Source organism: Hymenobacter nivis (assembly GCF_003149515.1).
In the GTDB taxonomy this organism is placed as follows: Bacteria; Bacteroidota; Bacteroidia; order Cytophagales; family Hymenobacteraceae; genus Hymenobacter; species Hymenobacter nivis.
In genome coordinates, this window is record NZ_CP029145.1 from 4,303,403 (window position 1) to 4,329,969 (window position 26,567).

General features: G+C 61.4%; 18 protein-coding genes. 14 read left to right on the plus strand and 4 right to left on the minus strand.

From position 1 onward, the window contains the following. Positions 1–859 precede the first annotated feature (859 nt). Together DDQ68_RS19155 and DDQ68_RS19160 are read left to right on the plus strand one after the other, a co-directional pair. Entirely contained in the window at positions 860–2,143 is a 1,284-nt protein-coding gene (locus DDQ68_RS19155) for a helix-turn-helix domain-containing protein (protein ID WP_109657734.1), read from the plus strand. Between the two features lie 284 nt (positions 2,144–2,427). After that, the gene (locus tag DDQ68_RS19160) at positions 2,428–4,944 is read left to right on the plus strand and encodes a TonB-dependent receptor (RefSeq protein ID WP_109657735.1); all 2,517 of its coding nucleotides are present in this window, start codon (positions 2,428–2,430) and stop codon (positions 4,942–4,944) included. Between the two features lie 13 nt (positions 4,945–4,957). On the opposite strand, the gene DDQ68_RS19165 is transcribed toward DDQ68_RS19160, so the two are convergent. Continuing rightward, positions 4,958–5,464 (minus strand): carboxypeptidase regulatory-like domain-containing protein, encoded by a 507-nt coding sequence (locus DDQ68_RS19165; RefSeq protein WP_109657736.1) that lies wholly within the window; start codon positions 5,462–5,464, stop codon positions 4,958–4,960. Positions 5,465–5,861: 397 nt separating this feature from the next. On the opposite strand from DDQ68_RS19165, the gene DDQ68_RS19170 reads away from it, so the two are divergent. The 4 genes from DDQ68_RS19170 to DDQ68_RS19185 all read left to right on the plus strand — a co-directional run bounded on the left by DDQ68_RS19170 (position 5,862) and on the right by DDQ68_RS19185 (position 12,040). After that, positions 5,862–6,197 carry a hypothetical protein gene (locus DDQ68_RS19170; protein WP_109657737.1) on the plus strand — a complete coding sequence of 112 codons (336 nt, stop codon included), beginning with the start codon at positions 5,862–5,864 and terminating at the stop codon, positions 6,195–6,197. A gap of 97 nt (positions 6,198–6,294) precedes the next feature. Then, the gene (locus DDQ68_RS19175; RefSeq protein ID WP_109657738.1) at positions 6,295–7,170 is read left to right on the plus strand and encodes a zinc metalloprotease; all 876 of its coding nucleotides are present in this window, start codon (positions 6,295–6,297) and stop codon (positions 7,168–7,170) included. Positions 7,171–7,340: 170 nt separating this feature from the next. Then, positions 7,341–8,246, plus strand: a complete 906-nt coding sequence (locus DDQ68_RS19180; protein ID WP_109657739.1) for an ABC transporter ATP-binding protein — start codon at positions 7,341–7,343, stop codon at positions 8,244–8,246. Positions 8,247–8,386: 140 nt separating this feature from the next. After that, positions 8,387–12,040 (plus strand): M1 family aminopeptidase, encoded by a 3,654-nt coding sequence (locus DDQ68_RS19185; RefSeq protein WP_109657740.1) that lies wholly within the window; start codon positions 8,387–8,389, stop codon positions 12,038–12,040. 257 nt (positions 12,041–12,297) lie between these two features. Here the strand turns inward: DDQ68_RS19185 and DDQ68_RS19190 are convergent, their stop codons facing one another. Further along, the gene (locus DDQ68_RS19190; RefSeq protein WP_109657741.1) at positions 12,298–12,672 is read right to left on the minus strand and encodes a hypothetical protein; all 375 of its coding nucleotides are present in this window, start codon (positions 12,670–12,672) and stop codon (positions 12,298–12,300) included. 57 nt (positions 12,673–12,729) lie between these two features. Beyond that, the gene (locus DDQ68_RS19195; RefSeq protein WP_109657742.1) at positions 12,730–13,341 is read right to left on the minus strand and encodes an RNA polymerase sigma factor; all 612 of its coding nucleotides are present in this window, start codon (positions 13,339–13,341) and stop codon (positions 12,730–12,732) included. 127 nt (positions 13,342–13,468) lie between these two features. On the opposite strand from DDQ68_RS19195, the gene nuoK reads away from it, so the two are divergent. From nuoK to DDQ68_RS24480, 5 genes are all read left to right on the plus strand, one after another. Further along, complete coding sequence (nuoK, locus tag DDQ68_RS19200) at positions 13,469–13,801, plus strand: NADH-quinone oxidoreductase subunit NuoK (protein ID WP_109657743.1); 333 nt, start codon at positions 13,469–13,471, stop codon at positions 13,799–13,801. 95 nt (positions 13,802–13,896) lie between these two features. Then, the gene (gene nuoL, locus DDQ68_RS19205) at positions 13,897–15,885 is read left to right on the plus strand and encodes an NADH-quinone oxidoreductase subunit L (RefSeq protein WP_109657744.1); all 1,989 of its coding nucleotides are present in this window, start codon (positions 13,897–13,899) and stop codon (positions 15,883–15,885) included. A 103-nt stretch (positions 15,886–15,988) separates the two neighbouring features. Further along, positions 15,989–17,587, plus strand: coding sequence for an OmpA family protein (locus DDQ68_RS24320; protein WP_109657745.1), 1,599 nt, complete (start codon positions 15,989–15,991; stop codon positions 17,585–17,587). A 201-nt stretch (positions 17,588–17,788) separates the two neighbouring features. Beyond that, positions 17,789–18,034 carry a hypothetical protein gene (locus tag DDQ68_RS24475; RefSeq protein WP_342767416.1) on the plus strand — a complete coding sequence of 82 codons (246 nt, stop codon included), beginning with the start codon at positions 17,789–17,791 and terminating at the stop codon, positions 18,032–18,034. A gap of 159 nt (positions 18,035–18,193) precedes the next feature. Further along, positions 18,194–18,814, plus strand: coding sequence for a PQQ-dependent sugar dehydrogenase (locus DDQ68_RS24480; RefSeq protein WP_342767455.1), 621 nt, complete (start codon positions 18,194–18,196; stop codon positions 18,812–18,814). A gap of 216 nt (positions 18,815–19,030) precedes the next feature. Here DDQ68_RS24480 and DDQ68_RS19220 read toward each other — a convergent pair whose 3' ends face one another. Continuing rightward, a complete protein-coding gene (locus DDQ68_RS19220; protein ID WP_162550254.1) occupies positions 19,031–20,731 on the minus strand; it encodes a DUF6600 domain-containing protein in 1,701 nt (566 codons plus the stop codon). 263 nt (positions 20,732–20,994) lie between these two features. Here DDQ68_RS19220 and DDQ68_RS19225 point away from each other — a divergent pair, with 263 nt between their 5' ends. The 3 genes from DDQ68_RS19225 (at position 20,995) to DDQ68_RS19235 (ending at position 26,528) form a co-directional block, all read left to right on the plus strand. Beyond that, entirely contained in the window at positions 20,995–22,440 is a 1,446-nt protein-coding gene (locus DDQ68_RS19225) for an amidohydrolase family protein (RefSeq protein ID WP_109657747.1), read from the plus strand. Positions 22,441–22,797: 357 nt separating this feature from the next. Beyond that, a complete protein-coding gene (locus DDQ68_RS19230; protein WP_109657748.1) occupies positions 22,798–23,733 on the plus strand; it encodes an NmrA family NAD(P)-binding protein in 936 nt (311 codons plus the stop codon). 167 nt (positions 23,734–23,900) lie between these two features. Continuing rightward, positions 23,901–26,528 carry an N-6 DNA methylase gene (locus DDQ68_RS19235; protein ID WP_109657749.1) on the plus strand — a complete coding sequence of 876 codons (2,628 nt, stop codon included), beginning with the start codon at positions 23,901–23,903 and terminating at the stop codon, positions 26,526–26,528. Positions 26,529–26,567 lie beyond the last annotated feature (39 nt).

Below are 26,567 nucleotides of genomic sequence, written 5' to 3' on the forward strand. Positions count from 1 at the left end.
ATTGTAGACTTATTTCTCTTTTTATGCCATAAAAAATAAAATATTATTGTACTTAAAAAAGAAAAATAATTTATTAAACATTAAGAGAAATCATAATTCTATAAAAAATAATAAATGTACAAATAGTATTAACTAAAGCTAGTTGCCTGGGGCTCGTTTTAAGGGTGCTGCGCGTAGGCACGAAAAAGGGTAGCCTGCTGGGCTACCCGGGTCTGGCTATTGTTATATAAGGTATAGAAGGCGGCTACGCGGTAGGGGCGGGCCCCGCGGTGGGGCCCCAGGGCAAGCGGGTGGGCTGCACAGCGCCCCAGAGGGTTTGCTGGTGGGTGTAGTGCAGGAGTGTGCGGGCCGTGGTTTCGACGTCTTTCTGGCAATACCGGACGATGCTGGCCAGGTCTTTTTCGGCCTAGCAGGCGTGGTCCACTTGCGAGCCGTCGCGGTAGTCTTTAGGCGGGGGAATACCAAACACGTCCGCCAGTAGCGGCAGCGAAAGGGTACCCTTGTGGTCGCCGAACTTCTACCGATCCATGGCGTCGAGCAAGTGGGGCAGGCCCCAGGGCTTGTGGCCGGCCGCGTCGAGCATGCGCCGGCCCAGTAGCGTGGGCAAATGCGCGCCCGTTGTGGGCGCAGGGGAAAAACGGGTCGTTGCGGTGGTTAACCTTGCCACAGTCGCGAACGATAGCGGTGGTGGCGCTGTACAGCGCCGCTAATTTCATTCAACGACGGGTGGGGACGAGCACAGCCCATACTACGTGGTGCAACGGTACGCGAACTCCGAAACCGTTCTAGCCAACTCAAACTGCTCTAAGAGTGGAATTGCCAACAGGAACCGGGGCCCCGGAGGCGTATTTTTATCGCTATGTTCTTCCAGTTTGGCCCCCGCAGCGCGTTGCTATTGCCCTTTGTGGTGCCGGGGGCGGTGGCTGCGCTGTGGCTGCTGGGCCGGGCCCTGCGGCGTGGGGCCCCCGCCGACGCCTTGCTGGCGCTGCTCATTGCGCTGCCTACTATCAGCGTGACGCAGTGGATGCTGGGCTACGCGGGCTGGTTCGATAGCCACGACGGGCACTCGACGGTGATGTTTTACGTGCCCTGGCACCTGGGTACGGCGCTGGGCGTGGGCTACTACCTGTATTTTCGCAGCCTCACCAACCAGGAATTCCGCTGGCGGCCGCTGGCCGCGCACTGGCTGCCGGCGCTGCTGGAGCTGGGCCTGTTTGCAGCGGCGGCGGCTTACGACCTGGGGTGGTGGCGCGGGATGCAGGGCCGGCCGCTGCCCGATTTTTTTGGTACAAAGGGCGCAGCGGCCACGGCCCTCGACGCACTGGCCTTGCCGCTGGCGCTGCTCAGCCACGGGCTGCTGCTGGGCTACGGGCTGCGGATGTGGGCGGAGTACCGCCGCTACCGCCGCTACCTCGACGACAACTTCTCAGACCCCGAGCGCCTGCGCTTTGCCGGGCTGCGGCAGCTGCTGCTGCTGCAACTGCTGGTTCTGACGCTGGGCCTGCTGTATACGGCCCTGAATACGGCGTTCGAGTTTAGCTACGACGCGGCCTGGAATTTTTTCGCCCTGCGCGGCATCCTTATATACGGGCTGATTGTGGTAGGCATCCAGGCAAACTACGCGGCCGCCACAAGCCCGCTCCGCTTTGGGGCCCCGGCGGTGCCCGCGGTGGCGGATGCAGCCGCGCCGCTGCCCGGTAGCGGCGCTGGCTTTGAGCCCCGGGGACCGAGGGCCCTGGTGGCGGCCGGCCGCCCGGCTGCCGCTGCGGGGGGGGCGCTGCCCGCCGCGCCGCTGCCGCCCGAACTTGGGCCCTGGCGCGATAAACTGCTGGCCCTGATGGCCGACGAGCAGCCGTGGCTGGAGCCCGAATTGACCCTCGCCGAGCTGGCCCACCGCCTGCGCACGCATCCGGCGCTGCTCTCCAAGGTCATCAACGCGGGCTGCGGGCAAAACTTCAACGACTTTGTGAATACCTACCGGGTGCAGGAGGCGCGCCGCAAGCTGGCCGACCCGCGCTTCGGGCACTACTCGCTGGTGGGAGTGGCGCTGGAGAGCGGATTTAACTTAAAATCAACGTTTAACCGCGTGTTCAAGAAGCTGCTGGACCAGGCTCCCAGCGAGGTAATGCGGCCCAAATCATAAGTTGGGACGGGCCAGATTATGGCTTGGAGCGCCGGCCGTGGGGCAGGGGAGGACTTTTGCCTTCGTCCTCACCAACCCTCGCTTCGGCCGTGAAAAACGCTGCAACCTGCCCCCTGGCCCCCATACCCGGCCCCGCTGGCTACGCACTTTCTGAGAACCGTGGTAACATTTGGCCCGGGGCCCCGGTAGCTGCCGTGCGGTGCCAGGTTGGCAGCGCGGCAAGCAACCATCCGGGGCCCGCCCGCATCTGTGTGGGCAGTTCCCTTTCCTTCTACCCACAACTCATGAGATTTTTTACCCGTTGCGCGACGGGTGGGCTGCTGGGCCTGCTCTTCGCAATAGCCACTGCTTTGCCGGCCGCGGCCCAGGGCCCCGCGGCCAGTACCGGCGCGCTCACCGGCACGGTGCTCGACTCGGCCAGCCGCCAGCCGGTGCCCTATGCCACGGTGGTATTGCTGCCGCCGGCGCCCAATGACAAGCCCATTACTGGCGTGGCGGCCGATGACCAGGGCAAGTTCAGCCTCACTAAGCTGGCGGCCGGCGCTTTTCGGCTGCGGGCCAGCTACGTGGGCTACGGCACCCGCACCCGCGCCGTGGTGGTGGGCGCGGGCCTCACCGACGTGGGGGCCCTGCGCCTGCGGGCCACAGCCCAGGCGTTAGGCGAAGCCGTCATTATTGGCTCTAAGCCAGTGGTGGAGGTGCGCCCCGACCGCCTCGTGTACAACGCCGACCAGGACGTGAGCAACGCCGGCGGCACCGCGGCCGACGTGCTGCGCAAGGCCCCGCTGCTGGCCGTGGACGGCGACGGCAACGTGAAAATGCGCGGCTCGGCCAACTTCAAAGTGCTCGTGAACAACAAGCCCTCGCCCACACTGGCCCGCAACCTGGCCGAGGCGCTGAAAAGCATTCCGGCCGACCAGATCAAAAGCGTCGAGATCATCACCACGCCGCCGGCCAAGTACGACGGCGAGGGTACGGCCGGCATCATCAATATCGTGCTGAAAAAAGGGGTGGAGCAGGGCCTGAACGGCCGCGTGGGCCTCAGCAGCGGCAACCGCAATACCAACTTCAACTCGGTGCTGAACTTCAGGAAGGGTAAAGTTGGGTTTTCGTCGTCGCTCAACGCGGGGGCCTGGTACAATCCCGGCCAATCGAGCACCGAGCGGCTGGGCTACGCGGGCACCGGGGCCCCCGACACGCTGCGCCAAAGTAGCGCCAACCGCAACCGCGGCGGCTGGGGGTACGGCACGGTGGGCCTCGACTACGACCCCGCCGAGCACCACAGCTTTTCGCTGGCCGGCTCGGTGAACGGCTACGGCGGCTACACCACCCACGACCTGGTGAACCGCTACACCGCGCCCGACGCCGGCCAAAACCAGCTCTTCACCCGCGCCACCAAAAACGTGTTCAGCGGGCTGAACGTGGAGGGCACCGGCACCTACACCCGCACCTTTGCCCAGGCCCGCAAGGAATGGAGCGTGCTGGCCCAGTACGCCTACAACCCCGGCACGTTTGGCTACGATTTCGACCAGTTTACTAACTCGGGCGTGGCGCTGGACGGTAGCCGGGCCGACTACCGCGAGCGGAACCGGGGCCGCACGCCGGGCCACGAGTTCACGGCCCAAACCGATTTCACCCAGCCGCTGGGCGATAAGAAAACGTTGGAAGTGGGCCTGAAAGCCATTTTCCGGCGCACGGGCTCGGTGGCTAGTGTCGACACGCTGTTTCCGGCCCGCGCCCCCGGTTTTGCTCAGTCGCTGCGCCGCGCCACCGACTTCAGCTACGCTCAGAACGTGCAGGCGGTGTACGGCATCTACTCGTTCGGGCTGGGGCCCAAGCTCACGGCCAGCCTCGGCGGCCGGGTGGAGCGCACGGCCCTGACGGCCGACTTCCGCACCAGTAGCTCAGGCTTCGAGCGAAGCTACAACACGTTGCTGCCCAACGGTAACGCCCGCTACGCCTTCAGCGACGCCACCAGCCTGCGCCTGGCCTACAGCCGCCGTATCACCCGGCCGTTTATCGATTACCTCAACCCGTTTGTGGACCGCTCCGACGCCAAAAACATTTCCTACGGCAACCCCGCCCTCGATCCCGAGCTGACCGACTCGTACGAGCTGAGCTACAACACGACCGTGAAAGCGGTGACGCTCAACGCCTCGGCTTCGGTGCGGCACACGGGTAACGCCATCGAGTCGGTGCGCTTCTCAACCCTGAACCCCACCGCGCCGCTGCCCATCGGGGTGCTGCCCGACGCTAGCGTAACGGTGCAAACCTTCGCCAACGTGGCGGCCAATACGTTCTACCAGTTCAACCTCTACGGCTCGGCCAAGCCCCTGGCGCAGTGGGACCTGAGCGGGGGCCCCGACGTGCAGTACATCGTGCGCCGCAGCCCGGCCCTGAACACCGAGCGCCGCGGCTTCACGGCCGGCCTCAACCTGAACACGGCCTATAAGTTCGACAAGGGCCTGACGGTGCAGTCGTTCGTCAACGGGTCGCTGGCCTCGGTCGAAATTCAGGGCCGGGGCCCCGCCAGCCTCTATTATTCGTTCGGGGTGAAGAAAGACCTCTGGGATAAAAAGGCCGACCTGACGCTGAACGTGGCCAACCCATTCAACGATTACTGGACCTTCCGCAGCAACACCACCACGACTTTTTTCGATGAGCGCAGCGATTACCGCGCCTACCAACGGTCTTTCCGCCTGAGCTTTGGCTACCGCTTTGGGCAGGCGCAGCAGGGGCGCCAGCGTAAGAGCATCAACAACGACGACACCAAGGGCGGCGCCAGCAAGCAGGGCGGCTAGGGCCCCGGGGCCCCTACCTGATCTGGCGCAGGTCGTGCTTCACCGCGCGGTGGGCGTTTTTCAGGTAGGTCTTGAGCTGCTGCTGCTTGGTGAGCGAAATGCTGACCGGCGTGAGCAGCTGCACCACGGCCAGCGTGGTGCCGGGCTGGAAGGCCGCCGTCACATCGGCAAAGCCGGCGTACGCTACCACCACGGCCTCGGGGCCCGTGCCGGCAGGGAGGGTGAAGCGGAAGTTGCCTTGCGCATCGGTCACGCACGACTGGCCGAAGCGCGGTAGGCGCACCACGGCCCCGGGCAGGGCCCCGGCCGTCGTTTCGACGCGGCCGGCCAGCGCTACCGGCGCGGCTACTGGCGCGGCTACCGGCGCGGCCGGTGCGGCGGCTGGCACTATCGGAGCCGGGCGTGGCGCGTTGGCGGCCAGCAGCCTGGGGCGCGGCAGCCTGGCCTGGGCCTGGGCGGGGCTAAGCCCGGCCGCGAAGGTTAAGAACAGGAATAGGCAGGAGTGGTAATATCTTTTCACAGGAGGGCAATGGGGTAGCGGCAGGATTAATTTTTTGCTTGAATAATTCAAAACTATGGGGCCCTCGGGGCCCCCCGGGCAGCATTTCGGCCGGCGCGCCGCTACGCCCGGCCAACGGTCCTTTCCGGCCTACGGCGCACCCAGAACGAATTTCTATACTTTGGTATAGACCCGGTGTAATGAATTGCTTACGTCACCGATTCAGTGGTCGTTCATTTACTGCCCTGCCCGCTCCTTATTTACTGTCCACGGGCCCCAGGATTGCCAACTGTCTATTTGCCGTGGCGCTGAAACCAGTGCAAAGGTCACCTTTGGCACTGCTGGGGATAAAACCTGCCCCGGCTGCGTGCCCGGTGCCGGCGGCGCAGCCGCTCAGCACTTGCCTTCCTTCCCATCCATGAAAAAATTGCCCAAGTACCTTCGTTTCGTTCTGTTCGCCGGCCTTGGCGCTGTGATCGGGCACTTGATCGGCAAGTATGGCCCGCAGCTGCCGCCCCATGCGGCCTGGAGCCGGGGGCAGGTGGCCGGCTTGCTGGCGCTGCTGCCGGTGGCCTGGTTACTGGCCGTGCTGCTGCACGAGCTAGGCCACGTGCTGGCGGGGCAGGCGCAGCGCTTCCAGTTCCGCTGGCTGGTGGTGGGGCCCCTGCTGTGGAAGCGTGAAGCGGGCCGGCTGCGCTTTGCCTGGAATAAGAATTTGGGCGGTGGTCCAAAGCGGGGTGATTCCAGCATTTAATTCTGCTTCTTGACACACTGTTTTCCGCTTTTCTGACTCTATTCAAGTGGTTCCCATTAGAATGTGCCAATAACTGAAAATAGAATATCACCCCGCTTTGGACCACTGCCAGAATTTGAACCTGGCCGGTGGCATGGCCCTGTGCCTGCCGCTCAACGAGGGCGACCTGCGCCGGCGGTTTATGGTCTTTGCCGCGGGTGGGCCGCTGGGCAGTGTGGCGTGGGCAGCCGTGGCGCTGGGCACCTATGCCCTGCTGCCCGCCGCTGCCTCGGCCGTGGGCCAGGTGCTGGCGGCGGCGCTGGCCGTGAGCGGCGTTATTTCGGCGCTGCTGGCGGTGCTGACGCTGGTGCCCATGCACCTGGGCGGCTTTTACAGCGATGGCGGCCGGCTGCTGCACTTGTGGCGGGGCGACGCGGCTGGCCAGCTCGACCTGGCCCTGATTACGGCCACGGCCCGCTCCATGGCCGGCACCCGGCCCCGCCACTTGCCGCAGGCCCTGCTCACGGCCGCGGCCGCCTTGCCCCAGGAGCTGCCCTTCAAGTTCTACGCGCACTACTACCTCTACCTGGCAGCGCTCGATGCCCAGCAAATTGAGCAAGCCGGCCAGCACCTGGCCGCCTACCGGGTGCAACTGCCCCAGCAGCCGGCGGCCATGCAAGCCGGTGGCTGGCTGGAATCGGCGTTTTTCGCGGCCGCTTACCAGCACGATTTGCCCGCCGCCCGCGCCTTTCGGGCGCAGGCGCAGGCGCAGCCCAGCGTCTTGGTCACGGCCGATGTAACGGCCCGCGTGGAAGCCGCCCTGGCCCGCCTGGCCGGCGACCCCGCGCAGGCCCTGGCCCTGGCCCAAACCGCCTTGCAGGCGCTGCCCCGCAGCATCGGCCAGGGCAGCGCCCACTTCTACGCCGAGTGGCTGGCCGCTACCGTTCGCTGGGCCGGCGGGCCGGTGCAACAGCCGCTGCTACCCGCTGCCTAGCCCGCCGCACCCGCCCTGCGGCCATTTAGCGCTGCTTAACAACAGTTTGCTGGCCCGTTGGCCGCACTTTGGGCAACCATTCGCCTACTTTCGGCATCCATAGGCAGCCGCTGCAATGGCGCCGGTGCCGCCACAAGTTATTTTCCACCCCCTCTGCCTTTTTTCTGCCCATGTCCCTCACTATTACCAACCTTTCCAAAACGTACCCCAACGGCACCCAGGCGCTTAAAAACGTCAGCCTCGACATTCCCAACGGTATGTTTGGCCTGCTGGGGCCCAACGGGGCGGGCAAAAGCAGCCTGATGCGCACCATTGCCACGCTGCAAGACGCCGACACGGGCAGCATCGTGCTCGACGGCATCGACGTGCTGCACGATAAGGAGGCCGTGCGCCGCGTACTGGGCTATTTGCCGCAGGAATTCGGCGTGTACCCCAGCGTGAGCGCCGAGGATTTGCTCGACCACTTCGCCACCCTCAAGGGCATTGCCAGCCGCAAGGAGCGCCAGGAAATGGTGGCCGCCCTGCTGCACCAAACCAACCTCTACGACGTGCGCAAAAAGTACGTGGGCGGCTACTCGGGCGGCATGAAGCAGCGCTTCGGCATTGCGCAGGCGCTGCTGGGCAACCCGCGCCTCATCATCGTGGACGAGCCCACGGCCGGCCTCGACCCCGCCGAGCGCAACCGCTTCCACAACCTGCTGAGCGAGATCGGCGAGAACCTGGTGGTGATTCTTAGCACGCACATCGTCAGCGACGTGAGCGACTTGTGCCGGCACATGGCCATCATTAACAAGGGCGAAGTGCTGCTCACCGGCGACCCGCTCACGGTGATGAACAACCTGAAGGGTAAAATCTGGAAGAAGCTGATTGAGAAGGCCGAGCTGCCGGCGCTGCAAGCCAGCCACCAAGTCATCAGCTCGCGCCTGTTTGCGGGCAAAACCGTGGTGCACGTCCTGGCCGATGGGGCCCCCGACAGCGGCTTCGAAGCCGTGAGCCCGGACTTAGAGGACGTGTACTTCGCGGAGATTCAGCGGTACGAAGTGCGGAGTAAAAGCGGGGCAATAATGGCTGCCTAAGCTGCTAACTGAACGTCATACTGAGCCTGTCGAATCATCTCTACTGCGCTAATAATCAATGATTGCTGCTGCGGTAGAGGTGCTTCGACAGGCTCAGCATGACGGCCTCGTCTTCCTCTCTGATTTTAAAGCGAACCATCATGTTCCTTCCCATTTTTCTTTTTGAACTGAAGTACCGGCTCAAGCGGCCGGCTACCTGGATTTATTTCTTCCTGCTGTTTCTAATGGCCTTTTTGCTGGTCACGGCCTCGGGCGGCGGCTTTGGTACGGGCGTGAACATCTCCCTGGGCGGCGACGGCCAAACAGTGAAGATTAACTCGCCGTTCTCGCTCAACATCATCACCATGATTTTGAGCGTGTTCGGCGTCATCATCGCCTCCTCGCTGATGGGCAACCCGGTGTACCGCGACTTCGAGTACCGCACGCACCCGCTGTTCTATACCACGCCCATCAGCAAGTGGGGCTACCTGGGCGGGCGCTTTTTTGGCTCGTATTTCATTGCCGTGCTGGTGTTCAGCGGCATTGGGGTTGGGGCGGCACTGGCCGGCGTAATGCCCTGGGTGGAGGCCGACCGCTTCCTGGCCCACGCGCCGCCCGGCACCTACCTGTGGCCCTACCTGGTGCTGGTGCTGCCCAACCTGCTGTTTTCGGGGGCCGTGTTTTTTACGCTGGCCACCCTTTCGCGCAATATCCTAAGCACTTACCTGGGCTCCATTTTGCTGCTGATTACCTACCTGGTGGCCAATTCGTACCTCCAGGACCTCAAAAACGAGCACCTCGTGGCGGCCCTCGACACGTTCGGCATCGCGGCCGTCGATTTCACGACCCGCTACTGGACCTCGGCCGAGAAAAACCGCCTCCTGCTGCCCCTCTCCAGCTACGTGCTGCTGAACCGCGCAGTGTGGCTGGCCGTGGCCGGGGCCCTGCTGGGCCTGTGCTACGCGCGCTTCCGCTTCTCGGCCTTCGCCTCGGAGAAGGTGTCGAAGAAAACGCGCCGCGCCGCCGGGGCCCCCGCGGCCGAGTTGGCCCCGGTGCCGGCCGGCGGCCTGCACCTGCCGCGCGTGGCGCAGGTATTTTCGGGCGCCATGCACCGGCAGCAGTGGTGGAGCCTCACCAAGCTGGAGTTTCGGGGCATTGTGCGCAGCCGCTACTTCGCGGCCATTGCCGGGGCGGGGGTCATTTTTCTGCTGGCCACGTCGGCGCAGGTGGGCAAAACCTTCGACACGCCCACGTACCCCGTCACAAGCGAAATTATCGACTTCTCGCTGGGCTCGTTTTTCCTGTTCTTTCTAGCCATCATCATCTTCTACAGCGGCGAGCTTGTCTGGCGCGAGCGCCAGGCCGGCGTGGCCCAGATTACCGACGCCGTGCCAGTGCCCAGCTGGGTGCCGTTTTTGAGCAAGCTGGCCGCCCTGGGCCTGGTGCAGGTGGTGCTACTGGCCGTGGTGATGGCCTGCGGTCTGGTGGTGCAAACCGCGAAAGGGTATTTCCACTACGAAATCGGCCTGTACGTGCAGGCGCTCTTCGGCTACGAGCTGCCGTTTCTGCTGCTGATGTGCGTGCTGGCGATGGTAACGCAGGTGGTGGTGAACAACAAGTACCTGGGCTTCTTCGTGGTGGTGGCCTACTACGTGGCCAACCTGTTCCGGAGCCAGCTTGGCCTTGGGCACCGCCTGTTCAGCTACGCCGGGGGCCCCACGCCGGGGCCCTACTCGGCCATGAACGGCTACGGCCACTTCCTGCCCGCCTTCTGGTGGACGAAGCTGCTGTGGGCCGGCGTGGCCCTGCTGCTGGTGCTGGCCGCCAACCTGCTCTGGGTGCGCGGCACCGACGCCGCCCGCCTGCGCGAAGCCCGCCGCCGCTGGGGCCCCGGCAGCACCGCCACCCTGGCCCTGGGCCTGCTCATCAGCCTGGGCGCGGGCGGCTACATCTTTTACAACACCAACGTGTTGAATAAGTACCTGACGCCCAAGGAACGCGAGAAAGGCCAGGTGGCCTACGAGAAGCAGTACCGTCGCCTCAAAGACGTGGCCCAGCCGCGCATCGTGGCCGTGGACCTGAACACGGAGATTTTCCCGAGCACCCGCGCCGTGCGCTTCCGGGGCCGGTTCACGCTGGTGAACAAGCAGACACGCGCCCTCGATACCGTCATCGTGAGCATTCCCGTGGAGCAAAACCCCCGCGTACGCTCCCTCACGCTGGGCCAGCCCGGCCAGGCCACCCTGGCCCTGAACGACACCACCTACGGCGTGCGCCTCTACCGCCTGGCCCGGCCCCTGGCCCCCGGCGACTCGCTGGCGCTCGGCATGGACATCCTGTACCAGGAGCGCGGCTTCCCCAGCGCGGGTTCGAATACCGACATTGTGTACAACGGCACCTTCCTCAGCAGCGGCTACCTGCCCGGCCTGGGCTACCGCGAGGGCGCCGAGCTGAGCGGCGACCAGGACCGTAAAAGCTACGGCCTGAAGCCCAAGCCCCGCATGGCCAAGGTGAACGACCTGAAGGCCCGCCAGAACACCTACATCAGCCAGGACGCCGACTGGATTCGCTTCCGCACCACCGTCAGCACCGAGGCCGACCAAACGGCCGTGGCCCCCGGCTACCTCCAGAAGGAGTGGGTGAAGGACGGCCGCCGCTACTTCACCTACGTGATGGACCGGCCGATGCTCAACTTCTACACCTTTCTCTCGGCCCGCTACCAGGAGTACAAGAGCCAGTGGGTGGATTCGGTGGGGCACCGCACCGTGCCCATCACCATCTACTACCAGCCGGGCCACGAGTACAACTTGCAGCGCATGGCCGCCGGGGCCCGCGACGCGCTGGCGTACTGCTCCAAGAATTTCTCGCCCTACCAGCACCGGCAGCTGCGCATCCTGGAGTTTCCGCGCTACCAGGCCTTCGCCCAGAGCTTCGCCAACACGGTGCCGTTTTCGGAGGCCATCGGCTTCATTGCCAACGTGAACGACAAAGACCCCGAGGACCTGAACTATCCCTACTACGTGACGGCCCACGAGGTGGCGCACCAGTGGTGGGCCCACCAGGTCATCGGGGGCAACGTGCAGGGCAGCACGCTGATGGCCGAAGCCATGGCTGAGTATTCGGCCCTGATGGTGCTGCGCCGCCACAACGGCCCGGCCGCCATGCAGCGCTTCCTGAAGTTCGACATGAACCGCTACCTTACCGGCCGCGCCTTCGAGCGCAAGAAGGAAGTGCCGCTGGCCCTGGTCGAAAACCAGCAGTACATCCACTACGCTAAGGGCTCGGTGGTGATGTATGGCTTGCAGGATGCCATGGGCGAAGCCGTGCTGAACGGGGCCTTGAAGAAGTACGTGGCCGCCGTGGCCTTCCAGGGCCCGCCCTACACCAACTCGCCCGAGTTCATCGGCTACCTGCGCCGGGCCGCGCCCGACTCGCTCCAGCCCTACATCACCGACCAGTTCGAGCGCATCACCTTGTTCGATAACCGCGTGACGGCTGCCAGCGCCAAGAAGCTGCCCGACGGCCGCTACCAGGTCGATTTCACGGTGAAGTCGGCCAAATTTTACGCCGACAGCCTGGGCAACCAGCACCCCGCCGACCAAACCCGCGACGCCCTGCCCGTGGCCATTTTCCCCGCCCTGGGGCCCGACAAAAAGCCCGTGGCGCCAATGCTGCTCGTGAAGCGCCACCTCCACGCCGGCGACAACCAGCTCCGCTTCGTGGTGCGCCAGAAGCCCGCCTCCGTCGCCATCGACCCCAACCACCTCGTCATCGACCGCCAACTCGACGACAACACCAAGGACCTCAAGCTGTAGGGCCCCGATATAGCCGAGACAGATCGTTTAAAACTCGTTAGCGGGTCATGCTGAGCGCAGCCGAAGCATCTCTCCCACTGACTAAATGATTTGATTAGTTGAGGAGTAGAGATACTTCGGCTGCGCCCAGCATGACGTTCTAAAACGCTACCACTTACGCTCGAAATAATACATCCACAGAGAAGGCGCAGCCCCATCGGAGCTGCGCCTTCTCTGTGGCCGATTGTTGCCGGCGAATAAATCAGGGCCCCGGGGCCCTACGCGGGCTGTTGCGCTGGCTCAGCGGCTTCGGGCCGGCGCATCCAGCCCATGCCGCCGCACTTGGCCTGCATTTGCTGGCGGAATTTCTCGCGGGCTTCGGGGCTGAGGTTTTCCAGGCGGCCGGCCATGCGCTGCTGCCAGGCGCGGCGCTTCTGGGCCCAGTTGCCGCGGCGCCCGCCCCAGCTGCCAAATAGCAAACGGCTGAGCAGCAGCAGCCCAAAGGTTTGTCCGAGGGTAATTAGGGGCCCGTGGAAGAGCACCGGCACCAGCCAGTTCCACAAATACTGGGTGAGGAAGAGCACAGCCGTGACGAACAGGCTGGCAAAAATAATGAATTTGAGGCCGCGCAGCAGCCAGAATTGACGGTTCATGATAGGGTAATAATTAAGTTGAGTCGGTAAAATGCAGGAGGGCCCCGGGGGCCCCGGCTAGTCCGTGAACAGCTCGGTATAGAGCTTTTGCAGGCGTTTGCGCAGGTGCAGAACGGCGTAGTGCTTGCGCGAAATCAGGGTTTTGAGCGGCACGCCGGTTTCGGCTTCCATGTCCTTGAAGCTCTTGTCCTCCAGTTCGTGCCACACGAATACCTCGCGCTGGGCCACTGGCAGCTCGGCCAGGGCATCGGCCAGGGCCTCCATCAGGGTTTCGCGCAGCAGGCGGTTTTCGGGCGAATCGTCGGGGGCCGGCAGCAAGTCGGCCAGCAGCAGGCCCTCGCCGTCGGGGTCGGCCTCGGCGGCCCCAAACGCCGCTTCGAGCGACACCGGCCGCTGGCGCCGGTACAGGTCGATGATGCGGTTACGGGCCACCCGGAAGAGCCAGGCGGCCGCCTGCTCCACGGGTTTGAGCAGGCGGTAGCTTTCCACCAGCTCGGCAAACACGTCTTGCAGCAGGTCTTCGGCCTCCGCCTCATCAGGAATGCGGCGGCGGATGAATTGCAGCAGCCGGGGCCGCTGCTGGCGCACGGCGTCGGCAATTTGCCGGTCTTGCTGCGATGCCGTCATCGGGAGGATAGGACTGGGGAGCGAAAAAGCCAGGTTTTCCATGGTGGGCAAGCAGACGGGCCCCCGGCCTCAATACTTTAACCGGCGGGGGTTTTGCTTTTTCAGGATACCTTTGCCTGCCCAAAATACGGCCCAAACCCGGTCCAATTCTCCGCACGTTCCGCCCCGCATGGAAGCCAACATTCCCGAAGTTATCCGTACTGTTCCGCTACAGTACTACATTTTTTTCGCCACGGCCCTGTTTTCCATCGGCGTGGTGGGCGTGCTCACCCGGCGCAACGCCATCATTATTTTCATGTGCATCGAGCTGATGCTGAACGCCGTGAACGTGCTGCTGACGGCCTTCTCGGCCTACCGCTCCGACCCCAATGGGCAGGTATTCGTGTTCTTCATCATGGCCGTTGCGGCCGCCGAAGTGGCCGTGGGCCTGGGCATTATCGTCATGATCTACCGCAATTTCCAAACCACCGACGTCAACCTGCTGAGCCGGCTCAAGTGGTGAGTGAGCGTAGGGGTGAGTGAATGTGCCAAAGCCATTCGCTCCACATCCTGCTCGTCCCACTTCATTCACTCCTCCGCTCCTTCCCCCATTCACCGATGGAAACCGTCATCCCCGGCCCCAACGCGCCGTATACCACCCTTCTCTACGTCCTCATTCCGCTGCTGCCCTTCCTGGGGTTCCTGCTGAATGGCCTGCTTAACAAACGCTTGCCGGCCACAGTAGCCGGGCTTATCGGCAGCGTCACGGTGCTGGGCTCGTTTCTGATTTCCGCGTTCCTGTTCTGGAGCTTTTTGCACCCGGCGGCGGGTTGGGCCCTGCCCGGCACCACGGTGCACCGCGCCTACACCGTCGAGCTATTCGACTGGATATCCGTGGCTTCGCTGCAAATCCCATTTGGCTACCAGATCGACCAGCTCAGCCTGATTATGCTGCTGCTCGTGACCGGCGTGGGCTTCCTCATCCACGTCTACAGCATCAGCTACATGGCGCATGACGAGAACGTGGGCAAGTTCTTTAGCTTCCTGAACCTGTTTATTTTCAGCATGTTGGTGCTGGTGCTGGGCTCCAACTTCGTCATCCTCTTCATCGGTTGGGAAGGCGTGGGGCTGTGCTCGTACCTGCTCATCGGCTTCTGGAATACCAACACCAGCTACAACAACGCCGCCAAGAAAGCTTTCATCATCAACCGCATCGGCGACTTAGGTTTCCTGCTGGGTATCTTCCTCATCTACCTCGCCTTCAACTCGGTGCAGTACGGCGAAGTATTCCAAAAAGCCTCGCTGATGGAATTTGGGCCCTACACCGTGGGTATTTGCACGGCCATCACACTACTGCTGTTTGTAGGCGCCATGGGCAAGTCGGCCCAGCTGCCGCTCTACACCTGGCTGCCCGACGCTATGGCGGGCCCCACGCCGGTGTCGGCCCTCATCCACGCCGCCACCATGGTCACGGCCGGCATCTACATGGTGCTGCGGGCCAACGTACTCTTCACGCTCGCGCCCCAAACGCTGGAGGTGGTGGGTATCATTGGCCTGGCTACGGCTTTTTTCGCCGCTACCATTGGCCTGGCCCAGAACGACATCAAGAAAGTGCTGGCCTACTCCACGGTATCGCAGCTCGGCTACATGTTTCTGGCCTTGGGCGTGATGGGCTACTCGTCGTCGCTGTTCCATGTGCTCACCCACGCCTTCTTCAAGGCCCTTCTGTTCCTCGGGGCCGGCTCCGTCATCCACGCCATGAGCAACGAGCAGGACCTGCGCCGCATGGGCGGCCTGCGCAAAGCCTTGCCCATCACGTTCTTCACCTTCCTCATTGGCTGCCTGGCCATTTCGGGCATCCCGCCGTTCTCGGGCTTTTTCTCCAAGGATGAAATCCTGAGCCACGTCTATGAGCACAACAAGCTGATGTGGGCCGTGGGCCTGTTCACGTCGTTCCTCACGGCGTTCTACATGTTCCGCCTGCTGTTCCTGGCCTTCTTCGGCGAGTTCCGCGGCACTGACGAGCAGAAGCACCACCTGCACGAGTCGCCGGCCAGCATGACCTTGCCGCTCATTGTGCTCGCCATTCTGGCCGCCGTGGGCGGCTTCATGGGGGCCCCCATGCTGGTGGGCAAGCACTACCTGGCCGATTTCCTAGCCCCGATTTTCACTTACTCGCGCCGCCTCAACCCGGCCGCCTTTGCCCTTGAGCCCGACCACGGTACTGAGCTGATGCTCATTGGCTTGTCGGTGGCGGCCGGCGTGCTCGGCATCGTGCTGGCCTACGTGCTGTACGTGGCCCGCGCCGAGCGCCCGGTGGCCGATGACGCCCCGCGCTCGGCCCCCGAAAACCTGGTGTACCACAAGTACTACATCGACGAGCTGTACGATGCGCTGTTTGTGAAGCCCACCATGGCCCTGTCGCGCGGCCTCTATAAGTTCGTGGAGAACGGCGTCATCAACCCCATTACCAACGGCTTTGGGCGGGCGGTGCAGGGTAGCGGCTACCTGTTGCGCTACGTGCAAACCGGCGCCGTTGAAACCTACCTCATTCTCATGGTCATTGGTATTGTGCTGATTTTGGGACTCAATTACGGCCGGATGTAAGGCATTAGGGCCCCAAGGCTGCTACAAAGGGCAACTTTTTACGGGTAAAAAAGTATAGGGCCTTAACATTATTAAGAAACTGTTACTCTTTCTTTCACCCCGTATGAAATTAAACCTCTTCTCTACCCGGACCCTGGCGTCCGGTGCCGTGCTTGCTGCGGCATCGCTAGGGGCTTCGTTTGGCGCGCACGCGCAAACGGCCGACCACAAAACTGCCATCAGCGGCAACGTCAGCGTGCTGCAATACCGCGGCGAAATCGGCACCGACTGGTGGAACCTGGGCCGCGAGGGCCTGCGCTTTGGCGGCGGCGCTGCCATCACGCGCTACCTCTCGCCCTCGTTCGACCTGGGCCTGATGGGCAACTACCAGCTCTACCGCTTCCCCAAAAACCAGCCTTACGGACAGGCCTCGGGCTACGACGTGAAGTCGGGCCTCGTGGACTTGTTTCTGAAGCTGAAGCTCAACAACGGGCGTATCCTGAAAGAAGACGCGTTCATTCAGCCGGCTATTTTCGGTGGCGTGGGCATGTACTTGGCACACAGCGTGGGCAACAACGGTACGAATAACTTCGACAACGCTATCGGCCGGCCCGACTTCATGGGTGGGGCCCTGCTGCGCTTCCGCCTGTCGCCGGCCTTGTTCCTCGACTTGCAAACGGCCTACCACTACCCACTGACCGAGCGCACGGACAACGTGTACAGCGCGACCGATAACCGCTACGACGACTTCCTGGTGCACTCAGTAGGCCTGACGCTGGCCCTGGGCAAAGCCAAGGACACCGATGGCGACGGCGTGCCCGACCGCAAAGACAAGTGCCCCGATACGCCCACCGGCGTGAAAGTGGACCCCACCGGCTGCCCCATCGACACGGATGGCGACGGCGTGCCCGACTACCAGGACAAGTGCCCCGACGTTAAGGGCTTGGCTGCCCTGCAAGGCTGCCCGGATGCGGATGGTGACGGCGTGGCCGACGGCGACGACAAGTGCCCCAACACCCCCGCCGGCACTAAAGTGGACGCCACCGGCTGCCCGCTTGATACCGACGGCGATGGCGTATCAGACGACAAGGACAAGTGCCCCGGCACCCCGGCTGGCGTGAAAGTGGACGCCACCGGCTGCCCCATTGATTCGGACGGCGACGGCGTGGCTGATGCCCAGGACAAGTGCCCCAACACCCCGGCCGGCACGAAGGTGAACGCCAACGGCTGCCCCGAAATGTCGCCCGAGCAGAAGGCCACCAAGTTCATTCAGTTTGAGTACAACCGGGCGCGCTTGCTGCCAGTATCAAACGAACGGCTCGATCAGATAGCGCAAACGCTGGGTGAATTCCCCGACTACAGCCTCAGCCTGGCCGGCCACACCGACAGCAAGGGCAGTGAAGCCTATAATCTGCGCCTCTCGTACGACCGTGCTACGTCGGCCCGCAACTACCTGCTCAAGAAGGGTGTATCGGCCGAGCGCATCGAAGCCCGTGGCTACGGTAAGCTCAAGCCGCTCGATACCAGCAAGACCGCTGCCGGCCGCGCCAAAAACCGCCGCGTAGAATTTGACCCCTACCTGACTGGCGAAACTAACCCGGCCGAAGCCAAGTACGGTCCGGCTCCAACCATCGCCCAGCTGAAAGCGGAGGGCAAGACGGCCCCCAACGGTGCTACCCCGGCTCGCAAAAAAGCCCGCACTAAAAAAGCATCACGCAAATAGGCACTTCGCCTAATAACTGATGCTACCAGAACGGCCCGCTGCGAAGCGGGCCGTTTTTGTTTGGGGGCTCCAAGGCAACCAAGCATGAAGGAAAGGTGTAAAACGCCGGACCGCCAGTTGCGCTTTAGTGGGTCCGGGGCCCCATCAGCTACCATATATTTCCGTACTCATGCACTTTAAACATGCCCTGCCGGTTTCGTCGTGACGGAATTTGCCGGCAACCTGCAAAGCCCGTGCTGGGCCTACGTGGCCCCCAATGGCGACGTACTCTTTGCCGGGGCTACTACGCTGCCTAAAGGCACCAAAAAGGAGATTGCCGCCGCGTTGCACCTGGATAAGTCGCGCTCGCTGCAAGCCACCAGCGCCAACCGCATCACGCTGCTGCGTGATACCGACCACGACGGCAAGCCCGACGTCCGCACCGTGTTCCTGAGCGGCCTCAACTAGCCGTTTGGTATGCTGGTAATGGGCAACTCGTTCTACGTGGCCAACACCAACGGTGTTCTGCGCTACCCGTAGCTGGGGGCCACCAAAATCAGCGGCGCGGGCCAAAAAATCCTGAGCCTGCCCGAAGGTGACCATGACAACCACTGGACCCGCAACCTGCTGGCCAGCAAGGACGGCAAAACGATTTTCGTAACCGTGGGTTCGGGCTCGAACGTGCAGGAGCACGGCCCCGAGAACGAGGTGCGCCGGGCCAATATTCTGGAAATTAACTCCGACGGCTCGGGTGAGAAAATATTTGCCAGCAGCCTGCGCAATCCCATCGGCCTGGCTTACTACCCCGGCACGTCCACGCTGTGGGCGGCCGTGAACGAGCGCTACGAGCTGGGCGACGAGCTGGTGCCGGATTACATCACGAGCGTGCAGCAGGGCGGCTTTTACGGCCGGCCCTACTCGTACTACGGCCAGAACGTGGACCCCCACCGCAAGGATGAGCACCCCGAGCTGGCGCAGAAAGCCCTGGTGCCCGACGTGCCCATGGGGCCCCACGTAGCGGCCCTGGGTCTTACGTTCTACGATCAGAAAGCCTTACCCGCCAGGTACCGCAACGAGGCCTTCGTGGGTGAGCACGGCTCCTGGAACCGCGCCGCTTACTCAGGCTACAAAGTGGCATCCGTACCCTTCAAAGATGGCAAACCGGCCGGCAAGCCTGAGGATTTCCTTATCGGCTCCCTCGTCGGCGGTGGCTCCGACAAGGCCTACGGCCGCCCGTGGGCGTGGTAACCTTGCCCGATGGTGCCCTGCTGGTAATGGACGATGCCGGCAACAGAGTGTGGCGCGTGGCTGCTGCTGGCACCCCCGCGCCCCAGAGCTAGCCAGCCAGCCAGCTAGCCAGCCGGCGGGTCCCGCAAGCGGGCCGCTCTACCCCTCCTCGTGGCCTTCTTCAAAGAAAACGGCCCCCGAACCTGGCGTAGGTTCGGGGGCCGTTGTGCGTCAAGGCTAACGGTGTTCGTGCTCGCCCTCGCCCGGGTGCGGCGCGGCGGGGCGCGGAGCCGGGGCCCGCGCGGGCCCCGGGCGCGGGGCCGCCTGCGGCCGGGCCGTCGCCGGGGGGCGCTGCTGGTTGGCCGGCCGCAGAGCCAGCTGGCCCGTTGGCGGTTGTTGATTGGGCTGCGGGGCCGGGCGCTGGGCCCGGTTGGTCGGAGGCGCGTTGTTGGGCGCGAGGCCGCCGTTGGGGATGCTTGGCTGGTTGCCGCGGCCGGGCGGGCCTAGCTGCGGGTTGGCGGCGTGGTCCGGCGGGGCGTTGTGGGGGCGCGGGTTAGCCGGTACGGCCTGCGGCTGCCGGGGAGCGGGGGGGACCGGGCTACCATTGCCATTGCCTGGGCTGGGGTTGCCGTCGGGCTGGCCGTCCAATCGGGCCGGGCGGTTGGGCCGGGCGTTAAGGTTAGAATTTGCTGGGTTGGGGGCCCCAGTTAGGCTAGGAGCCCCGGCTGGGTTGGGGCTTGCGGTGGCGTTGGGGCTCGCGGTGGCATCGGGCGCGGGGTTGCCTTTGGCGGGCGCTTTGCCGTTTGGCACCGGGCCCGGCGTGCCGGGGGCAGCGGCCTGCCCTGGCGGCCGGGTTGCCGCCTGCCGGGCCCGGGCGTCCTGGATGGGGTTGGGGTCGGTGCTGCTGAGGTGCTGCACGGCGTTGTCGCGCATCAGGCCCCGGTTGGCATTGCTGGCGCGGTGGGCCTGGGTGGCGGCCTCGGCCAGGGGCATTACTTTTTGCGGCGCGGGGGCCGGCGCGGCCACTGGGCCTGCGCCACTGCCCCGGTCGGGGCGGCGGGGCGGGGCGGCTACCTGGGGCCGGTACAGGGCCAGCGACTGCCCTTGAAAGCCCGTGCCCGGAGTGGTGCGGTTAGTCACGGCCAGGGGCTTGATGGCTTGGCCGGTGGCTTTTTCCACTTCGGCTCGGGCTGGGCCCGCTGGGTAGGCCGGCTGGCCCAGGCCGCCCCGGGCTGCGCCCGTCCGCCGGTCATCATCGGAGTGGCCAGGGCCGCCGTTGTTCACCACCGTCGTGTTATTTGTGTTGTTAACATTCACGTTGTTATTTACATACGTATTGTGGATAACTGTCGTGTTGTTGTACACCACCGTGGTTTGGGCGGGGAGCACGTAGTAGGTGGCGATGCGCGGACTGGCCACGTAGGCCGCCGGTACGAAGCACCACCGGTCGGGTACGGCCGGGGCATCGCCAAACGAAAACGAGAAGCCAATGTTGATGTGCACGCCGTTGCGCACCGGCGGGGGCCCCAGCGGGGCCCAGCCGTAGTAGCCCGCACTCTGGCGCCACGCCACCCAGGCGGGCCCCCAGGTGTAGCCCGGCACCCACAGCCAGCCGTAGCCGTCAGAGTAGCGCCAGCGCCCGTAGTGGAACGGGGCCCAGCCCCACTGGTAGTCCGATACCCAGGTCCAGCCGTAGTCCGTGTACACCCAGTGGCCGTTGGTGCGGTAGGGCTGGAAATCGGGCCCCGCGCCGGGCACCCAGGCGTAGCCGTAGTCGGGGTCGTTCACCCAAATGCCGTAGGGGCTCAGGGCATCGTAGAAGGTCTGGTAGCTGACGGCATCGGTGGGCGGGGGGGCCTGGGCGCGGGCCGGGCCCGTGAGCAAGCTGCCCGCGGCCAGCAGCAACGCAATGGCGGCAAATTTGAGACGAGGAAGCATGGTTGTGCGGGTATTTTAAACACCGCTTAGACCCTGAATTAAGGCGACGTTTAATGCTAAAGATGAATAAATTAGCTTCATCAAACCCCCATTTAAAATTGCGGTAAATAATAAAGCGGCTGCTTCGTTTATATCATTGAATCACAATGCGTGGCTGTCGAATTACTTTGCTCCGGGCCTCGTGCAGGCTCGCCACTGCCAACCATTTGGCTTCCATACTTGGTAAGTATTTTTCCTCCACAAACTTCCGTCCATTATAAATCATGAAAAAAGTGTACCAGCTTCGCCTCGTGCTCGGGGCCCTCCTCGGCCTGGCCGCCGCCGCGCCCGGCCGGGCGCAGGTCCCGCCGGCCTTCACGCCGCAAGTGCAGGCCTTCATCAAGGTGAACGCGCCCGTGGTGGCCCTCACCGACGCCAAGGTCATCGATGGTACCGGCCGGCCGGCGCTGCTGCACCAAACCGTGCTGTTGCGCGGCGGCCGCATCGCGCAGGTGGGGCCCACCAAAAAAGTAAAGGTGCCGCCCGGGGCCCAGGTTATCAGCTGTACGGGCAAAACGCTGATTCCCGGGCTGGTGATGCTGCACGAGCACCTATATTACACCATGCCGGCGGGCGGGCTTTTCAACATTGCCCAGATGCCGTACTCGTTTCCGCGCCTGTACCTGGCCGGCGGGGCCACCACCATCCGCACGGCCGGCAGCATCGAGCCGCAAACCGACCTTGCCATCCAGCGCCTTATCGGCGAAGGCAAGTTCATCGGCCCCGATATGGACGTGACCGCGCCCTACATGGAGGAACCGGGCATGGATATTCCGGCCCTGAACACCATTAAGGGCCCCGCCGATGCCGCCGCCAGCACCAAGTTTTGGGCCGACAAGGGCTGCACGTCGTTCAAAATGTATATGCACGCCACCCGCGCCGACCTGGCCGCCGTGGTGGCCGAAGCCCACCCGCGCCACCTCAAAATCACGGGCCACCTCTGCGCCCTCACCTACCGCGAGGCGGCCGAAATTGGCATCGACAACCTGGAGCACGGCTTCATGGCCAGCTCCGATTTCGTGCCCGGCAAAGCCGCTGATGCCTGCGACTATCCCGCCGCCCACCAGGCCCTGCAACGCCTGCCCGCCGACAGCCCGGCCATGGCGGACCTCATCAAGTTCTTGATTAGCAAAAACGTGGCCCTCACCTCCACGCTGCCCGTATTCGAGCCCTACACCGGCCGCGAAGTGGTGCTGGGTGGCGGTCTCGACGCCCTGATTCCGCAGCTGCAAGAGCGCGAAACCGCGGTCTGGCAGCAAAACCAGGGCAAGGACTCGGCCAGCGTGGCGCTGTTCAAAAAGGAGCAGGGCTGGGAAAAACAGTTCTCCGACGCCGGGGGCCTGCTCGTGGCCGGCACCGACCCCACCGGCGCGGGCCGCACCATCGCCGGCTATGCCAATCGCCGCGAAGTTGAACTGCTCGTCGAGGGCGGCTTCACCCCGCGCGAGGCCATTAAAATCTGCACCCTGAACGGGGCCCGCTACCTGGGCCGCGACAAAGAAATCGGTACCATCGAAGCCGGCAAGCAAGCCGACCTCGTGCTGATAAACGGCGACCCCGAGCAGGATATCCACCAGCTCCGCCAAATGGAAATTGTGTTCAAGTACGGCGTCGGCTTCGATTCGCCCAAGCTGTTCGAGTCGATGAAAGGCAAGGTGGGGCTGAATTAGCGCCGCTTCGGAGCCAGAGTATGTTCCGGCAATCAGCAGCGTGAATTACAAAATTCGCGCTGCTGATTGCCGGTCCCGCGACTGCTCCAACGGCCGCGTGGGCAGCCGAAGCCGCCCAGGAATTTGTTTGCTATGCGCTCCCGTTCACCGCCGCGATGTGCGCAAGGGTTTGCTTACTTTTTTAATCTTTATTTGGTAGTAGTCGAAAACGGGGTGGTCCGGCGACTTTTTCCGCTGTCGGACCACTCTTACGATGACCTGGAGTTGCTGTTTTTCAGTGAGGGTGGTCCGGCGAATTGCCCGAAGGGCTTCGGCGGACCACCCCGTTTTAAACCACCGCCCTTTATTTTATTATTCATGACTGAACCTGAATTGGTTACGCAAATCCACCCGCTCGCCCAACCCGCCCTCATCGTGCTGGCCGGCGCCACCGGCGACCTCGGCCACCGCATCGCGCAGCACCTCCTGCAACGCGGTGCCCGCGTGCGGGCCCTGGTGCGCCCCGGTAACACCAAGCCCGCAGTCGAAACCCTGCGCCAACAAGGCGCCACCATCGTGGAAGTCGATTTCAACGACGTGGGGGCCCTAACCTACGCCTGCGTTGATGCAGCTTGCGTGGTGTCGGCCGTATCGGGCCTGCGCGACGTGATTGTGGACTTGCAAACGCGGCTGCTCGACGCGGCCGTGGCCGCTGGCGTGCCCCGCTTCATCCCGTCCGACTACTCCATCGACTTCACCAAGCTCCCCACCGGCTCCAACCGCAACCTCGATCTGCGCCGCGAGTTCGGCCAGCGGCTCGATGGGGCCCCCATCGCCGCCACGTCCATCCTCAACGGCATGTTCATGGACCTGCTGACCGAGCAGGCGCCGATGGTCCTATTCGGCGTCCGGCGGGTGCTGTACTGGGGCAGCGCCGACCAGCCGCTCGACTTCACCACCATCGCCAACACCGCCGCCTTCACGGCTGCCGCCGCCCTCGACGCCACCACGCCCCGCTACCTGCGCGTGGCCGGCGAAGTTGCCACCGTCCGCGGCCTCCAGGCCGCCGCCACTACCGTCACGGGCCGCCGCTTCGGCCGCCTGCGGGCCGGCAGCCTGTGGCTCCTGAAGCTGATGATTCAGGCAACGCGCCGGCTCGCCCCGGCCCCCGACGAGGTATTCCCGCCCTGGCAGGGCATGCAGTACCTGCACAACATGTTCACCGGGGCCCCCAAACTCGCGCCCCTCGACAACGCCCGCTACCCCGAAATCCGGTGGACGCCACTGCGCGAAGTGCTGGCCACAGTACCCTAGCTTCCCCGGCAGCAAAAGCCCCGCCCGGCCCGCGCCAAAGCTGCTGAAGAAACGGAAGCTTCTGTTGGGCTGGTATTCAGCCCGCCGCCCCGCGCCCGGCGGGTGCCGCTGAGCGAAACGTGGGCTTTCGGGTAACTTTACCTCGGATAACTAAATACAGAGCCAAGATGAAAACCGTCAAAAAAGTCCAATCCGTAGAACCAAATATTACCGAACTCGGCAATGGGTGGCTGAAGCTTCATAAATTAAAGTATAAGCTGGAGCAGGAGTCGCTAAATTTTGAAATAGATAAAGCACTCTCGGATTACTTCACCAAAAACGGCGGATCTGGGTCTAATCGTCCCGATACAAAACTCTTGTTACAGGACAAGGACCTGAGTTTTTACCCTATTCTCATCGAATACAAGGGTTACAAGGAAAAGCTAGTAAAGCTCGATAGTGATGGGAGGGTAGAAAATAAAACCGCTAAAAATGAACCTCATTTTAACAATATAAACGGTTTTGCTGTAAACGGCGCGATACATTACGCAAATGGTTTGCTTCACCACACTAGTTACACTGATATAATTGCAATCGGTATGACTGGCTACAAAAGTGAAACAGGTGAATTAAAATTCGACATTGGCGTATATTATGTTTCCAAAACCAACTTTGGCGCTGGTCAATACGTGGGAGAATTTACGGATTTTTCCTTTCTAGCACCCAAGAATTTCGATTGGTTTGTTGGGAAAATAGGCGACTTGCACCTTTCCCCGGAGGAGATTGAAAATTTAAAGGAACAACGGGAAAAAGAGATTGATTCAAGTCTATTAAAGCTAAATAATGACATATATGAAAGTGAAAGCGGCCTGGCCGAAAGCGACCGTGTTTATCTGGTTGCAGCTTCCATAATTGCTACGCTGGGTGTTCCTGGCAAAGTAGCTCCCCTCGAAAAGACAGACCTTAAATCTTCCAGCGAAAGCGGCAACAGAGACGGGGACATAATTGTGAGGAAAATTAAATCTTTTTTGGACGAGAAAGCACTTCCTAAAGAAAAACAAGACCTTATCGTAAGAACACTACAAAACACGCTCACTACGGAGAACATCAATAAAATAGTAGATGGTGAAACGCAACTAAAAAGGGTCTTTTCTAAAATCGTCGATGATTTAGGAATTTACTATAAAATTGGTTTAACAACTGATTTTACTGGTAAGCTTTTCAACGAGATGTACGGCTGGCTTGGCTTTACCCAAGACAAGCTGAATGATGTGGTTCTGACACCTTCTCATGTAGCCAATCTTCTGGTTAAATTGGCTAGGGTCAACAAAGACTCTTACGTATGGGATTTTGCTACGGGTTCGGCTGGTCTCTTAGTTGCGGCAATGAACGAAATGCTTGTAGATGCTAAGAATACTATTAGCTCACGGGATGAACTCACCCAGAAAGAACTAAGCATAAAAGCTGAACAGTTATTAGGTTTAGAGCTTTTATCGAGCATTTATATGCTGGCGATACTAAACATGATTTTGATGGGCGACGGGAGTTCAAATATCCTAAATATAGACTCAATCAAGGATTTTGACGGAAAGTATAGTTTTGGTAAAACAAATACGCTATTTCCGGCTGACGCTTTGGTGCTGAATCCCCCATACTCCGCTCAAGGCAACGGAATGAATTTCGTTGAGAAGGCATTGGGTATGATGAATAAAGGCTATGCAGCCATTATCATTCAAAATTCTGCGGGGTCGGGAAAAGCAGTAGCTTATAATAAAAGGATTTTGGAGAAAAATACACTTTTGGCAAGTATAAAAATGCCAGTAGACATTTTTATTGGTAAGTCCAGTGTGCAAACCAATATTTATGTTTTTAAGGTAAATGAAAAACATCATCGGGATGAAATGGTGAAGTTTATCAATTTCTCCAATGATGGTTACACCAGAACCAGCCGTAAGAAAGCCAGTAACAATTTGAAAGATTCAGACCGGGCGAAGCAACGGTATGATGAGATTGTAAACTTAGTCCGTTTCGGGCGAAGCAAGCTTGATATTTTCACGAACAAAGAATATTATGAAGGTAAGATTGACCCAACTAGCGGTGTGGATTGGAATCAAAGCGCACCAACTGATACCAAGACAATACTTCGGGATTTTCAGAAAACACTAAGTGACCATATGTTGTGGGATATTTCTGGTATTATTAAACAAACGAACACAGAAGCAGAGGTACTGGCGAAATTAAATAATAAACTGCAAGAAAATAATTGGGTAGAGTTTAAACTGGATGATTTATTCAAAAAGGCTAAAATAAAATCCTTGAAGTATAAAGCTTCGGAACTGCCTAGCGAAGCGACAGAAGATTTCGCTCTGGCTGCCTTGACCGCTGGTATCCAAAATCAGGGTTTAAATAATTTCGTGCCGAGCCATGGTGCAACTATTTTAAAAAATGTTATATCAATTTCTGCAAATGGTGCAAATACAGGAGCCACTTTTTTCCAGAGCAAAGAGTTTACAGTTTTGCAGGATGCTTATGTTATAGAATGGAATTATAACAATGAAGAACTATCCAATAATCAATACCTTTTTCTGACCGCTGCTATCTCCAAAACAATTTATGGTAACTACGAGTGGACTAACAAAGCCTCTTGGGAAAGAATAAAATCCCAAAAAATTCAATTGCCTACCAAGGGTCAAAAAATAGATTTTGAGTTCATGGAAGCCTTTGTGGCTGAACTCGAAGCTGAACGTATAGGGGTCATTGAATCATATTTAAACAAATACAAAAAGGCAACAAAAGAGCAAGTTGAGCATCGTTAATACAAGCGAAACGCCGCTTTGTCTGGTTCTAATATTTTT

What these genes read in the sequence shown, in the direction of transcription:
- DDQ68_RS19155 (WP_109657734.1), top strand. Translation starts at nt 860, where the DNA reads ATGTTCTTCCAGTTTGGCCCCCGCAGCGCGTTGCTATTGCCCTTTGTG.
- DDQ68_RS19160 (WP_109657735.1), top strand. Translation starts at nt 2,428, where the DNA reads ATGAGATTTTTTACCCGTTGCGCGACGGGTGGGCTGCTGGGCCTGCTC.
- DDQ68_RS19170 (WP_109657737.1), top strand. Translation starts at nt 5,862, where the DNA reads ATGAAAAAATTGCCCAAGTACCTTCGTTTCGTTCTGTTCGCCGGCCTT.
- DDQ68_RS19180 (WP_109657739.1), top strand. Translation starts at nt 7,341, where the DNA reads ATGTCCCTCACTATTACCAACCTTTCCAAAACGTACCCCAACGGCACC.
- DDQ68_RS19185 (WP_109657740.1), top strand. Translation starts at nt 8,387, where the DNA reads ATGTTCCTTCCCATTTTTCTTTTTGAACTGAAGTACCGGCTCAAGCGG.
- DDQ68_RS19190 (WP_109657741.1), bottom strand. Translation starts at nt 12,672, where the DNA reads ATGAACCGTCAATTCTGGCTGCTGCGCGGCCTCAAATTCATTATTTTT.
- DDQ68_RS19195 (WP_109657742.1), bottom strand. Translation starts at nt 13,341, where the DNA reads ATGGAAAACCTGGCTTTTTCGCTCCCCAGTCCTATCCTCCCGATGACG.
- nuoK (WP_109657743.1), top strand. Translation starts at nt 13,469, where the DNA reads ATGGAAGCCAACATTCCCGAAGTTATCCGTACTGTTCCGCTACAGTAC.
- nuoL (WP_109657744.1), top strand. Translation starts at nt 13,897, where the DNA reads ATGGAAACCGTCATCCCCGGCCCCAACGCGCCGTATACCACCCTTCTC.
- DDQ68_RS24320 (WP_109657745.1), top strand. Translation starts at nt 15,989, where the DNA reads ATGAAATTAAACCTCTTCTCTACCCGGACCCTGGCGTCCGGTGCCGTG.
- DDQ68_RS19220 (WP_162550254.1), bottom strand. Translation starts at nt 20,731, where the DNA reads ATGCTTCCTCGTCTCAAATTTGCCGCCATTGCGTTGCTGCTGGCCGCG.
- DDQ68_RS19225 (WP_109657747.1), top strand. Translation starts at nt 20,995, where the DNA reads ATGAAAAAAGTGTACCAGCTTCGCCTCGTGCTCGGGGCCCTCCTCGGC.
- DDQ68_RS19230 (WP_109657748.1), top strand. Translation starts at nt 22,798, where the DNA reads ATGACTGAACCTGAATTGGTTACGCAAATCCACCCGCTCGCCCAACCC.
- DDQ68_RS19235 (WP_109657749.1), top strand. Translation starts at nt 23,901, where the DNA reads ATGAAAACCGTCAAAAAAGTCCAATCCGTAGAACCAAATATTACCGAA.